General features: G+C 69.4%; 11 protein-coding genes and 1 tRNA gene. 9 read left to right on the top strand and 3 right to left on the bottom strand.

The window, feature by feature from the left end; genetic code table 11:
* Window positions 1-107: 107 nt before the first annotated feature.
* The 3 genes from CP983_RS14740 to CP983_RS14730 are packed head-to-tail and all read left to right on the top strand — an operon-like array spanning window position 108 to window position 3,299.
* Window positions 108-1,832 (top strand): TerD family protein, encoded by a 1,725-nt coding sequence (locus tag CP983_RS14740; RefSeq protein ID WP_150499842.1) that lies wholly within the window; start codon window positions 108-110, stop codon window positions 1,830-1,832.
* Between the two features lie 11 nt (window positions 1,833-1,843).
* Window positions 1,844-2,524 carry an AIM24 family protein gene (locus CP983_RS14735; RefSeq protein WP_030974882.1) on the top strand — a complete coding sequence of 227 codons (681 nt, stop codon included), beginning with the start codon at window positions 1,844-1,846 and terminating at the stop codon, window positions 2,522-2,524.
* 19 nt (window positions 2,525-2,543) lie between these two features.
* A complete protein-coding gene (locus CP983_RS14730) occupies window positions 2,544-3,299 on the top strand; it encodes an AIM24 family protein (RefSeq protein ID WP_107903048.1) in 756 nt (251 codons plus the stop codon).
* Between the two features lie 155 nt (window positions 3,300-3,454).
* On the opposite strand, the gene CP983_RS14725 is transcribed toward CP983_RS14730, so the two are convergent.
* Together CP983_RS14725 and CP983_RS14720 are read right to left on the bottom strand one after the other, a co-directional pair.
* On the bottom strand, window positions 3,455-3,970 hold the full coding sequence (locus CP983_RS14725) for an NUDIX hydrolase (RefSeq protein WP_150499841.1): 516 nt from the start codon (window positions 3,968-3,970) through the stop codon (window positions 3,455-3,457).
* Window positions 3,967-5,421: a zinc-dependent metalloprotease gene (locus CP983_RS14720; protein WP_107903044.1), complete on the bottom strand. Its 1,455-nt coding sequence runs from the start codon at window positions 5,419-5,421 to the stop codon at window positions 3,967-3,969. Before CP983_RS14720 ends, CP983_RS14725 begins: the two co-directional genes overlap by 4 nt.
* Before the next feature lie 192 nt (window positions 5,422-5,613).
* Here CP983_RS14720 and CP983_RS14715 point away from each other — a divergent pair, with 192 nt between their 5' ends.
* From CP983_RS14715 to CP983_RS14705, 4 genes are all read left to right on the top strand, one after another.
* Entirely contained in the window at window positions 5,614-6,735 is a 1,122-nt protein-coding gene (locus CP983_RS14715; protein ID WP_093747226.1) for an SDR family oxidoreductase, read from the top strand.
* Between the two features lie 120 nt (window positions 6,736-6,855).
* On the top strand, window positions 6,856-7,317 hold the full coding sequence (locus CP983_RS14710) for a molybdenum cofactor biosynthesis protein MoaE (protein WP_125528428.1): 462 nt from the start codon (window positions 6,856-6,858) through the stop codon (window positions 7,315-7,317).
* Window positions 7,318-7,458: 141 nt separating this feature from the next.
* Window positions 7,459-7,623 (top strand): hypothetical protein, encoded by a 165-nt coding sequence (locus CP983_RS43965; RefSeq protein WP_163016829.1) that lies wholly within the window; start codon window positions 7,459-7,461, stop codon window positions 7,621-7,623.
* A gap of 76 nt (window positions 7,624-7,699) precedes the next feature.
* A complete protein-coding gene (locus CP983_RS14705; protein ID WP_150499840.1) occupies window positions 7,700-8,797 on the top strand; it encodes a YlbL family protein in 1,098 nt (365 codons plus the stop codon).
* Between the two features lie 73 nt (window positions 8,798-8,870).
* Here the strand turns inward: CP983_RS14705 and CP983_RS14700 are convergent, their stop codons facing one another.
* Entirely contained in the window at window positions 8,871-9,413 is a 543-nt protein-coding gene (locus CP983_RS14700; RefSeq protein WP_167537707.1) for a PPA1309 family protein, read from the bottom strand.
* A gap of 166 nt (window positions 9,414-9,579) precedes the next feature.
* On the opposite strand from CP983_RS14700, the gene CP983_RS14695 reads away from it, so the two are divergent.
* Both CP983_RS14695 and CP983_RS14690 read left to right on the top strand, forming a co-directional pair.
* Entirely contained in the window at window positions 9,580-12,537 is a 2,958-nt protein-coding gene (locus CP983_RS14695; protein WP_125528430.1) for a UPF0182 family membrane protein, read from the top strand.
* A 58-nt stretch (window positions 12,538-12,595) separates the two neighbouring features.
* Window positions 12,596-12,669: transfer RNA gene (locus CP983_RS14690), tRNA-Met, on the top strand.
* Window positions 12,670-12,693: the final 24 nt, after the last annotated feature.

Here is a 12,693-nt window from a genome sequence, read left to right as displayed (position 1 = left end):
CGGGCGCGGGTTGTGTACCGGGTCTGTACCGGCTTCGTCCGATGTCCGAGTTTGCCGTTAGCCTGGCGCGACGCACTTACATTCGGGATGGGGGACGGTCGTTACGCATGGCCAGGGAATTCCAACGCGGCCACAAGGCCAAGATCAGTGACCTCACCGCGGGCACGGATCTGTACGTAGGGGTACAGATCGCCGCCCCAGGGCTGAGCTTCGACATCAGCTGCTTCGGTCTCGACGCCGACGAACGGCTCTCGGACGACCGCTATTTCGTCTTCTTCAACCAGCCGAAGTCCCCCGAGGAGTCCATCCAGCTCCTTGGCACCCAGGCCGGTGACACGGAGTCCTTCCGGGTCACGCTCGACAGGATCCCCCCGCAGATCCAGAAGCTGTCCTTCACGGCGACGATCGACGGCGCCGGACAGATGTCGCAGATCAGCCCCGGATACATCCGCATCGTCGCAGGTGGCGAGGAGGTGGCCCGGTACGCCTTCAACGGCTCGGAGTTCACCACCGAACGCGCCGTGATGCTGGGCGACTTCTACCTGAAGGACGTCTGGCGGTTCGCCGCCGTCGGCCAGGGCTTCGACGGCGGTCTCGATGCGCTGCTGAAGAACTTCGGCGGCGAGGTCGCCGAGGAGGAACCGCCCGCCGCCCCGCAGCAGCCCCAGGCCGGTGCGACTCCCAGCTTCGCGCCGCCCGCCCAGGCCGCGGCACCGCCCGCGTTCGGAGCCCCGGCCGGAGTTCCCGCGCCGGCCCCGCAGCCGGCCCCTCCGGCGCCCGCGCCGGCCCCGGCCGCACAGGGTTTCGCACCCCCGCCGGGATCCACCCCGCCGCCGCCGAGCCCGGCGCCCTCGGTGCACGCGCAGCCGACGATCATCGCGCCCATGACGCCGCCCGGAGGCACCCCGCCGCCGCCCGCCCCGGCGCCCGCGCCCTACGGCCAGCCGGGACAGCAGCCGTACGGCCAGCCCTCGGCGCCGCCGCCTCCCGGCTACGGCTACCCCCAGGCACCCGCGGCACCTCAGGCGCCGCAGGCCCCGGCCCCGCCGCCCGGTTACGGCCAGCCGGCCCCGCCTCCCGGCTACGGCCAGCAGCCCCCCTACGGGCAGGTCCCGGGCCAGCCGGCGCCGTACGGAGCCCCCCAGGGTGCCCCGCAAGGCGCGCCCCAGGGTCCCGGTGTGGCCGCCGCTCTCCAGCAGTTCAAGGAGACGCCGACCGGTCAGCGCTGGACGCAGCAGAACAAGAAGATGGTCCGCGTCGACCTCGGCATGGGCGGCCAGCCGGTGCTCGCCCGCCAGGGCAGCATGGTGCTCTACCAGGGCAAGGTCGACTTCAGCTACAAGGGCGCCGGATTCGCCGGCCGGATCGTGGGCAACGCCACCGGCCAGGAGATGCAGCTGATGCGCTGCACCGGTCAGGGCCAGGTCTTCCTCGCCGAGAACAACTCGATGGTGCACCCCATCGAGCTCCAGGGCGACGGCATCTGCGTCTCCGCCGAGAACGTCCTCGCCTTCGACGAGAGCCTCCAGTACGAGGTCCGCCGCATCGAAGGGCACGGCATCCCCGGTGGCGCGCTGTTCACGATGCAGTTCACGGGCACCGGCACCATCGTCGTCAAGACGCACGGCACGCCCGTGGTGCTCCCGGTGACGCCCACGACGTTCGCCGACTGCAACGCCGTCGTCGCCTGGTCGTCCGCCGCCCAGGTGGTCGTCTCCAGCCAGGTCCGCATGCGCCGCAACGCCTACCCCGGCGACACCGGAGAGAGCGTCAACCTCCAGTTCCGGGCCGCTCCCGGCAACTTCATCGTCGTCCAGCCGTACGAGATCTGAGGGAGCCCGTCATGAACCAGCCACTCGCGGGCTACGCCCCCGCACCTGTCACCGCCCGCATGGAGAACCACGGCAACCACATGCTGAAGGTCGCCATGCAGACCGGGAACGACCTCCTCGCGCGCGTGGGCTCGATGGTCGCCTACGAAGGGTTCGTCCAGTACGAGCCCAACCCGCCGGCCGTGCGCCAGATCGCCAAGGACTGGATGACCGGCGAGGGCGCGCCCCTGATGAAGTGCTCCGGCGACGGACTGCTCTACCTCGCCGACTACGGCGCCAACGTCGTCGTGATCAACCTCAACGGCGACGGCATCTCCGTCAACGCCACCAACCTGCTCGCCTTCGACGCGCATCTGACGTGGGGCGTCGAGCGGGTCAAGGGCCTGGCGAAGTTCGCCGGGCAGGGCCTGTGGAACACCAAGATCTCCGGGCAGGGCTGGGTCGCGCTGACCTCCCGGGGCAAGCCGATCGTCGTCGACTGCGGCGGTGGCGAGGACGAGACGTACGTCGACCCGGACGCGCTCGTCGCCTGGTCCCCGAACCTCAAGGTGAAGGGCAAGCGCAGCTTCAAGGCGCAGTCGCTCATCGGCCGGGGCAGCGGCGAGGCCTACCAGATGGCCTTCTCAGGCCAGGGCATCGTCGTCGTACAGCCCAGTGAGGACAGCACCGACCGTCTCCGGGTCCGGGGCTGAGGGGGAGCGAGAGAACGCCATGCAGAGCCCGATTTTCGCCTTCAACGACCAGCAGACCCAGGACCGCTGGAGCCTCCAGAACAAGCAGATGCTCCGCGTCAACCTGGAGGGTCACGACGACATCCTCGCCCGCAAGGGCACGATGGTCGCCTACCAGGGACTCGTCGAGTTCGACGCCGAGTACCAGAGCAACCAGCAGTCACGCTCGCGTGCGCACACCGGTGAGGGCCTCGACCTCATGCGCTGTCACGGACAGGGCACGGTCTACCTCGCCAATCTCAAGCAGCACATCCATGTCATGGATGTCGACCAGGACGGGCTGACCGTCGACAGCAGCTATGTGCTGGCGATGGAGTCCTCGCTGCACCACGAGGTCATCGCCGTGGACAGCCTCTACGGCATCTCCGGCTCGGGTAAGTACCAGCTCAACATCACCGGCCGCGGCAAGGTCGCCCTCATGACCTCCGGCATGCCGCTGCTGATGCAGGTGACGCCCGACAAGTACGTCAACTGCGACGCCGACGCGATCGTCGCCTGGTCCACCGCGCTGCGGGTGCAGATGCAGGCCCAGACGCACTCCTCCGGGGTGTGGCGGCGCCGCGGCAGCACCGGCGAGGGCTGGGAGCTCAGCTTCATGGGCGCCGGCTTCGCGCTGGTCCAGCCGAGCGAACTGCTGCCTCCGCAGAACGCCCAGATCGGCTCGGGCCTCGCCGCCCAGTACGGCATGGGACAGCAGGGAGCGCGGGGTCAGAACCAGGGCAACGTCTGGAGCTGATCGCTCCGCGGGGTCGGGCCGAGAGGTTCGGGGGCTGCGCGTCTTTTGGGCGCGCGTCGTGTGTGGCTGGTCGCGCAGTTCCCCGCGCCCCTTGCGGGGCGCGACCGGCGGCCTGTGTTGAGGGGCGACCGCCTGGATCGGTCGCCCCTGCGCTTTCACAGGCGCGCGCGGGTCGCTTCCAGCAGTCGCAGGACCGACTCGTCCGCGACGTCCGCCACCTCGTCGTAGGCGAACCAGCGCAGGTCCAGCGACTCGTCGCTGATCGCCTCCACGGCGCCGGCCGGGGCGAGCGCCGCGTACTGGACGTCGAGGTGCCAGGCGCACGGCGTGTGATGCCGGTCCAGGCGGACCGGGCCGCCCGGCAGCAGGGACAGCCCCGCGACGCCGGACTCCTCGGCGGCCTCGCGCAGGGCGGCCGCCGCCAGCGTCTCGTCGGCCGGTTCGCAGTGGCCGCCCATCTGCAGCCACATGCGCAGCTTCTTGTGGAGGGTGAGCAGCACCCGCCCGCGTGAGGGGTCGATCACCAGTGCGCTCGCCGTGATGTGCCCGTCGCCGCAGGCCTTCCACATGCCGTCCGGGTGCGTCTCCAGATGCTCCAGATACGTCCGGCGCAGCTCTTCCTGGTCCTCGTACTCCTTCAGCACGAGGACCGCGTCGTCGTACAGGCTCACTCGGTGCCGTCGCCCTTTGCGTCGCCGCCCTCGGAGTCGTCTTCCTTCTTCAGGTTCGGCTTCTCGCCGCCGCCGCTCGCGGCCTCGCCGAGCATCTTGTCCAGCTCGGAGAAGTCGAGGTGCTCGCGGTGCACGAACCCGTCCGGGTCGTCCAGGTCACCGGCCGTCGGCAGCATGTCCGGGTGCGCCCACAGGGCGTCACGGCCGTCGACACCGCGCGCGTCCGTGAGCGAGGCCCACAGGCGGGAGGCGTCACGCAGGCGCCGCGGACGCAGCTCCAGACCGATCAGCGTGGCGAACGTCTGCTCGGCCGGGCCGCCCGAGGCACGCCGGCGGCGCAGCGTCTCACGCAGCGCGTCGGCGGACGACAGACGGGGCTTGGCGGCGGCGTGGACCACCGCGTCGACCCAGCCCTCGACGAGCGCCAGAGCCGTCTCCAGACGGGCCAGAGCCGCCTTCTGCTCCGGGGTGTCCTCCGGCTGGAACATGCCCTGCTGGAGAGCGTCCTGAAGCTGTTCGGGGTTCTGCGGGTCGAACTGGCCGACCACGTCCTCGAGCTTGGCGGTGTCGACCTTGATCCCGCGCGCGTAGCCGTCGACAGCGCCGAACAGGTGCGAGCGCAGCCACGGCACGTGCGCGAAGAGGCGCTGGTGGGCGGCCTCGCGCAGGGCGAGATACAGCCGCACCTCCTCCTTCGGCACGCCCAGGTCCTTGCCGAACGTCTCGATGTTCACCGGCAGCAGCGCGGCCTTGCCTGCCGGGCCGAGCGGCAGGCCGATGTCGGTTGACCCGACGACCTCGCCCGCGAGCACGCCGACGGCCTGCCCGATCTGCGTGCCGAACATGGCGCCGCCCATCGAACGCATCATGCCGATCAGCGGGCCCGCCATGGCCTGCATCTCCTCCGGCAGGACGTCGCCCATCGCGGTGCCGACGCGCTCCGCGACCGGGTCGACGAGCTCCTGCCACGCGGGCAGGGTCGCCTCGACCCACTCCGCGCGGCTCCACGCGACGGCGGTGTTCGCGCCGGACGGCAGGGACGTCGCGTCGTCCAGCCACAGGTCCGCCAGGCGCACGGCCTCCTGGACGGCGGTGCGCTCGGAGGCGCCCACGCTCGCGTCCTTGGTGCCGTCCGCGGTGCCCTGGGAGACCGTCTGGCGGGCGATCTGCTTGGCCATGTCCCAGTTCACCGGGCCGCCCTCGTACGAGAGCATCTGCCCGAGCTGCTGGAACGCGGCCCCGAGGTCGGTGGGGTTCAGCGAGCCGAACATGGCAGCGAACGGATTGTCCGCGCCAGGGCTGCCAAAGCCCCCGGCACCCGGCAGCCCGCCGAAACCGAACGGGTTGGCCGGTCCCTGACCACCACCGCTCTGCTGGTCCTTCTTCTTGCCCTCGTCGCCGTCTTCCGGCTCCTCCGGCGGAAGGCCGAATCCGAATGGGGTGTCACTCACGGGATTCCTCGGCTTGTAAGGCCACCGGCTGGCGCCGGCGGCACGACTGCCTGATAACACCACCCAGCGTAGACACCGCGAGCCGATCGGGCCTCGGTGCTTCGCCGACTCTCGGCCTGCGGCAGGATGGATGCCACCTGGTACGTACGCGTCACTCGCGTTCGTACTAAAGACAACCGCTGGAGACGCCCGGTGAGTTCCCCTGATCCGCAGGTTCGCGCAGCGCGAAACGAGTCAACCCCGCACGCCGCGCGCGGCGTGCGCGGACCCGTCGTCGCGGTGACCGGTGCCGCGTCCGGGATCGGCGCGCTGCTCACCGAGCGGCTGGTCGCGTCCGACGAGGTCAAGCAGGTCATCGCCATCGACGAGCGGCGCGGCGACTGCGCCGCGGCGCAGTGGCACATCCTGGACGTACGGGACCCCGCCATCGCCGAGAAGCTGCGCGGCGCCGACGTGGTCGTGCACCTGGCGCTCGACCTGGATCTGGAGACGGATTCGGCCGCGCGGACGGCATACAACGTTCGGGGGACGCAGACCGTCCTGACGGCCGCCGCGGCGGCCGGCGTCCACCGGGTGGTGCTGTGCACCTCGGCGATGGTCTACGGAGCGCTCGACGACAACGAGCTGCCGCTGTCCGAGGACGCCGAGCTGCGGGCAACGGCCGAGGCCACCGGCGTCGGGGACCTCCTGGAGATCGAGCGGCTCGCGCGCCGGGCCCCCAGGGCCCACCCGGGACTCAATGTCACAGTCGTACGCCCCGCCGTGCTGGTCGGCGGCACCGACACCGCGCTGACCAGGTACTTCGAGTCGCCCCGGCTGCTCGTCGTCGCCGGATCCCGGCCCGCCTGGCAGTTCTGCCACGTCGAGGACCTGTGCAGCGCGCTCGAGTACGCCGTCCTGGAGAAGGTCGAGGGGGAACTCGCCGTCGGATGCGACGGCTGGCTGGAGCAGGAGGAGGTCGAGGAGCTCAGCGGGATCCGCCGTATGGAGCTGCCCTCCGCGGTCGCGCTCGGAGCGGCGGCCCGCCTGCACCGCATCGGGCTGACTCCGTCCCCGGCCGGGGACCTGGCCTACACGATGTATCCGTGGGTGGTCAGCGGCAGCCGGCTGCACGACGCCGGGTGGCGGCCGCAGTGGACCAACGAGGAAGTCCTCGCCGAGCTGCTGGAAGAGGTCTCCGGCAGGCACACGGTCGCCGGGCGGCGGCTCGGCCGCAAGGACGCCACGGCGGCGGGCGCGGCGGGCGCGACGGTGGCCCTGCTGGGCGCGGCGGCGGTCGTACGGCGGGCGCGGAAGGCCAGGCGGCGGATCTGATCGCGGGCCGGCACCACGGCATGGAGCGGGCCGGGCTGTAGGAGGCTCCAAAGCCGCACGCGCGGGTGCCGGGCGATAACGCTATTCCCCGTCCTCACGCGCGTGGGGCACGATGGGGCCATGGCACCTACCAACGATCACCCCGGTGAGCAGGGCGCTCAGGATCCCGTCAAGCTCATCGCCATTCGCGAGACGGCCCTCTCCCTGGACGAGGTCTTCCGTGCCGTCGGGGACGACGCCGCCGGTGGGACCGCGCTCTTCGTGGGCACCGTGCGCAACCACGACAGCGGTGCCGACGTCGACGAGCTCGGGTACTCGTGCCACCCCAGCGCCGAGGCCGAGATGCGACGGATCGCCGAGAAGGTCGTCGCCGAGTACCCGGTGCGGGCGCTCGCCGCGGTCCACCGGGTCGGCGACCTCGGGGTCGGCGATCTTGCGGTCGTCGTCGCCGTCTCCTGCCCCCATCGCGGCGAGGCCTTCGAGGCGTGCCGCAAGCTGATCGACGACCTCAAGCACGAGGTGCCGATCTGGAAGCACCAGAAGTTCTCGGACGGTACGGAGGAGTGGGTCGGCGCCTGCTGAGGGACCCCTCCCGAGCACCCGCCGGCCCCGTCCACCCCACTCGGCTTGCGTAACCGCACCCCTGGCGTGAGCGTTGTCAGTGCCAGTGGTTAATCTGCTGATCAGTCAGTTGCGGTCACTCATTGGGGATGGGAGGACGGCATGGCGGCACTCGCCTGGTTGCTGATTCCGCTCGTGGCTGCGGTCATCGCCGGCCTGTGGGGCAGTTGGGCCAATCGGACCCGCAAGGCGCGGGGCGACGGCCCCGAGCTGGACGGTTACGCCCGCTTCCGCGCGGCCATGGAGAAGTCCTCGCCCCGCGCATGATCGCCGGCGCATGATCACGGAGTCGGGTTCGCGGCCCTGACGGGGCTCTGACAGGACTGTCACGTACTGTCTTGGCATGCCACGCCGCACCGCGACGATGCTCGCCTCCACTCTGATGCTGATCGCGCTCCTGTGCGCGGGAGTGTTCATTCCCGTGCCGTACGCGGAGATGTCCCCGGGGCCGACCGTCAACACCCTCGGCGATCACGACGGTGAGCCGGTGCTTCAGATCTCCGGGCGTAAGACCTACCCGACGAGCGGTCACCTCAACATGACCACCGTCCGCGTCACCAGCGCCGACTACAAGATGAACCTGGTCGAGGCGGTCTACGGCTGGCTTGCGCACGACAACAAGGTCGTCCCGCACGACACGCTCTACCCGGACGGCAAGACCGAGGAGCAGTCCACCCAGGAGAACGCCGAGGAGTTCAGCCAGTCCCAGGAGAGCGCCAAGGTCGCCGCCCTGAAGGCGCTGGACATCCCGGTGCAGAGCTGGGTGATCGTCTCGACCGTCGTCAAGGGCACCCCGGCCGAGGGCAAGCTGCACGCCGGTGACGTGATCAAGGCCGTCGACGGTACGACCGTCAAGGAGCCCGGGGACGTCGCCGAGCTGGTGACCAAGCACAAGCCCGGACAGGACGTTGTCTTCACGATCGTGCCGGCCAAGGAGCAGGCCGCCGCGGAGAAGGAGCGCCGGACGCCGACGAAGACCGAGAAGATCACCATCAGGACCGCCGAGTCCACCGACACCGGCGACAAGCGCGCCATCGTCGGGATCTCCGCCGGGACCGACCACACCTTCCCGTTCAGCATCGACATCAAGCTCGCCGACGTCGGCGGCCCCAGCGCGGGCCTGATGTTCTCGCTCGGCCTCTACGACAAGCTGACCCCGGGCAGCCTCACCGGCGGCAAGTTCGTCGCCGGCACCGGCACCATCGACGACGCCGGGAAGGTCGGCCCCATCGGCGGCATCGAGATGAAGACCATCGCCGCGCGCGAGAAGGGCGCCCAGTACTTCCTGACGCCCGCCGACAATTGTGCGACCGCCTCCAGGGACGTCCCCGGCGGGCTCACCCTGGTCAAGGTCGACACCATCGACGACGCCCTCGGCGCCATGAAGGACATCCGCTCCGGAGACACCGCCGACCTGCCGAAGTGCACGACGAAGAGCTGAGCGTCAGGCATCCGTACGACGAAGGGGGCGCCCCTCACACCGAGGGGCGCCCCCTTCGTCGTACCGGAGGACCTCAGTCCTCGAAGGTCGACCTCAACGCGTCCGCGAGGCCCGGCACCAGGTCCGGGCCGGTGAGCACCTCGGTCGGGGTGTCCTTCTCGCGCAGACGCAGGGCCGCCTCGCGGGTGCCGTCACGCAGGACCGCGACCGTCATACGGACCTCCTGACGGTCCGGGTGGTCCGCCACCCACTTCGCGAGCTTGGCGTCGCTCAGGCCCTGCGGAACCTGCGCCTCGGCGGACGGCGGCAGCATCAGCCGCTCAACGGTGAGCGCGCAGCCGGCCACCGCGTCGGGCCAGGCGATCGTGCCGAGGAACTCGTCGAGCTGCTTGCCCGTTGGCATTTCGTCCTGCTCGATCGGGGTCAGGCCGGAGGACTCCTGCTCGTCCCCCAGGCCGAGCTGGGCGGCGAGGCCGGGTTCCTGGACTCGCAGCCGTGCGGTGTCGACGAGGGCGAAAAGGCGGGCGGGCTGGTCCCAGCCGAGGCCGGAGGCGTACTCGTCGATCTCGAGAACGGCCCGGGTGAGCGGGTTCGCAGCCATGGGAGTGTTGGACATGGTCACAATCCTCTCTCGTTCCTGGCCGGAATCGGGAACCGAGTAAACGGTGAGTAAGTTGCATAGATGTGGGCCCACGATCACGGGGGGCCACGGAGGGTCCACGAAGACGCGGGCCTGACCCAGACCTACAGCGAACTTCGGGGTGCGAACCTTGGCTTTCCAGATGCCGGACCGCGGCGGAGGCCCGACCGGGCCACGGATCAGAGTGGGCCGACCGTCCCGGCGTGTCCGGACCCTGCTCATGACACTGGGCGTGCTCGCCGTCCTCGGCATGGCCTTCACCATGTTCGCGGGCTTCTGGACTGACTGGCTCTGGTACCGGTCGGTGAACTACTCCTCGGTGTTCACCACCACGCTGTGGACGAAGATCGGACTCTTCTTCGTCTTCGGTCTGCTGATGGCCCTCGCGGTCGGCTTCAACATCTGGCTCGCGCACCGGCTGCGCCCGCCGCTGAGCGCCATGTCGATGGAGCAGCAGAGCCTCGACCGCTACCGCATGGGCATCGCGCCGTACAAGAAGTGGCTGCTGCTCGCGATCACCGCCCTGGTCGGCCTGATCGCCGGCGCCTCCGCCTCCAGCCAGTGGCGGACCTGGCTGATGTGGGTCAACGGCGTCCCCTTCGGTGAGAAGGACCCCCAGTTCCACCTGGACGTCGGCTTCTATGCCTTCGACCTGCCCTGGTACCGGTTCCTGCTCGGCTTCGGCTTCGCCGCCGCGATTCTCTCCGTGATCGCCGCCGCGCTCACCCACTACCTGTACGGCGGGCTGCGGATCACCAGCCCCGGCGCGCGCGCCACGGCCGCCGCGACCGGTCATCTGTCGGTCCTCATCGGCATCTTCGTCGCCCTGAAGGCCGTCGCGTACTGGCTCGACCGGTACGGACTCGCCGTGAAGTCCAGCGACTTCAAGGCGACCGACAACTGGACCGGCCTCAGGTACGTCGACGCCAACGCCTATCTGCCGGCCAAGACGATCCTGTTCTGCATCGCCGTGATCTGCGCGCTGCTGTTCTTCGCCACTCTGTGGCGGCGCACCTGGCAGCTGCCCGTGATCGGCTTCGGCCTGATGGTGCTCTCCGCGATCCTCATCGGCGGCCTGTACCCGGCGATCGTGCAGAAGTTCCAGGTCCAGCCCAACGAGCAGGCCAAGGAAGCGCCGTACGTCGAGAAGAACCTCAAGGCGACGCGCGACGCGTACGGCATCGACGGCACCCAGGTCACCGAGTACCCCGGCACGAGCAAGACCGAGGACAAGACCAAGCTGCGCGACGAGGTCGACGCCACGGCGAGCATCCGCATCCTGGACCCGAACATCGTCTCGCCCACGTTCCAGCAGCTCCAGCAGATCAGGAACTACTACGCGTTCCCGACCAACCTGGACGTCGACCGGTACGCCAAGGACGGCAAGGACCAGGACACCGTCATCGGCCTGCGTGAGATCAACCTCAACGGCATCCCGAAGCGGAACTGGATCAACGACCACTTCCGTTACACCCACGGCTACGGCGTGGTCGCCGCCGAGGGCACCAGCGCCGACTCCCAGGGCCGACCGGACTTCACCGAGTCCGACCTGCCGTCCAAGGGCGACCTCGGGACGTACGAGCAGCGGGTCTACTACGGCGAGAAGACCACGATGTACTCGATCGTCGGCGGTCCCCAGAAGGAGATCGACTACTCCGACGACAGCGGCGAGAAGACCTACAGCTACAAGGCCGACAGCGGCGTGAGCCTCTCCAACCCGGTCAACCGGGCCGCGTACGCGGTGGCGTTCGGCGAGCCGCAGATCCTGTACTCGGGCGCGATCGGCGACGGTTCGCGCATCCTGTACAACCGCACCCCCAAGGAGCGCGTCGAGGCGGTCGCCCCGTGGCTGACCATCGACGGCGACGCCTACCCGGCGGTCGTGGACGGCCGTATCCAGTGGATCGTCGACGCGTACACGACGACGAACGGCTACCCGTACTCGTCCCGTACGACCCTCGGTGACACCACGGCCGACTCGCTGACCGCGACCAACGACAACCGCGCGGTGGTGGCCCAGCAGAACCAGGTCAACTACATCCGCAACTCGGTGAAGGCGACCGTCGACGCCTACACCGGTGAGGTCAAGCTCTTCCAGTGGGACACCAAGGACCCGGTCCTGAAGACCTGGATGAAGGCCTTCCCGAACACGGTGGAGCCCAAGAGCGAGATCTCCAAGTCGCTGATGGATCATCTGCGCTACCCGCAGGACCTGTTCAAGGTCCAGCGCGAGCTGCTCACCCGCTACCACGTGAAGGACGCCACGACGTTCCTCAGCGGCAGCGAGGTCTGGCAGGTGCCCGACGACCCGACCAACAAGTCGGGCAGTGCCACGCCGCCGTACTACCTGAGCATGAAGATGCCCGACCAGGCGGCGCAGGCGTTCTCGCTGACGACGACGTTCACACCGAACGGCCGGGACAACCTCAGTGGCTTCATGGCGGTCGACGCCGAAGCGGGCACCAGTGACTACGGCAAGATCAGAATTCTGAAACTGCCGACCAACACCACGGTCAACGGCCCAAGTCAGGTCCAGAGCCAGTTCAACTCCGAACAGGACATCGCCGAGACCATCAGGCTGCTCAGAGGCGGCGACTCCGAGGTCGAGTACGGCAACCTGCTCGCGGTGCCACTGGACGGCGGACTGCTGTACGTGGAGCCGGTCTACGTACGCGGTGGCGGGCTCAAGTACCCGCTGCTGCGGAAGGTGCTGGTGTCCTACGGCGGCAACACCGCCTTCGAGGACACGCTCGACGAGGCCCTGAGCAAGGTCTTCGGAGCGGAGGGCGCGACCACCCAGCCACCGGACGAGGGTGACGAGGACGGCGGCGGTACGACACCTCCGCCGACGTCCAGCAACCCGACGGTCCAGGAAGCGCTCGACGACGCCCAGAAGGCCTTCGAGTCCGGCCAGGACGCCCTGAAGAAGGGTGACTGGGAGGCGTACGGCAAGGCGCAGAAGGACCTGGAGGACGCGCTCAGGCGGGCCGAGGACGCGCAGTCGCAGCCGGACAAGACCGGCGGCGGTGCGGGCAGCGGCGGCGAGAGCGCGAGCCCGAGTTCGAGTCCCAAACCGAGCGGCAGTCCCACCGGCACCTAGGGACGCCAGGTTGATCGAATAGCCCACCCCGCGCCGTGATACGGTTGCTTCACAACGGCGCGGGGTGGAGCAGCTCGGTAGCTCGCTGGGCTCATAACCCAGAGGTCGCAGGTTCAAATCCTGTCCCCGCTACTGAAGTCGGCGAACATTTCGTAC

This window comes from Streptomyces chartreusis (genome assembly GCF_008704715.1).
Classification (GTDB): Bacteria; Actinomycetota; Actinomycetes; order Streptomycetales; family Streptomycetaceae; genus Streptomyces; species Streptomyces chartreusis.
This window is presented reverse-complemented; position numbering and strand designations above follow the sequence as displayed.

Coding starts and splice junctions, on each gene's coding strand:
- CP983_RS14730 (WP_107903048.1), top strand. CDS start 2,544: ATGCAGAGCCCGATTTTCGCCTTCAACGACCAGCAGACCCAGGACCGC.
- CP983_RS14695 (WP_125528430.1), top strand. CDS start 9,580: ATGCCGGACCGCGGCGGAGGCCCGACCGGGCCACGGATCAGAGTGGGC.
- CP983_RS14705 (WP_150499840.1), top strand. CDS start 7,700: ATGCCACGCCGCACCGCGACGATGCTCGCCTCCACTCTGATGCTGATC.
- CP983_RS14735 (WP_030974882.1), top strand. CDS start 1,844: ATGAACCAGCCACTCGCGGGCTACGCCCCCGCACCTGTCACCGCCCGC.
- CP983_RS14740 (WP_150499842.1), top strand. CDS start 108: ATGGCCAGGGAATTCCAACGCGGCCACAAGGCCAAGATCAGTGACCTC.
- CP983_RS43965 (WP_163016829.1), top strand. CDS start 7,459: ATGGCGGCACTCGCCTGGTTGCTGATTCCGCTCGTGGCTGCGGTCATC.
- CP983_RS14700 (WP_167537707.1), bottom strand. CDS start 9,413: ATGTCCAACACTCCCATGGCTGCGAACCCGCTCACCCGGGCCGTTCTC.
- CP983_RS14710 (WP_125528428.1), top strand. CDS start 6,856: ATGGCACCTACCAACGATCACCCCGGTGAGCAGGGCGCTCAGGATCCC.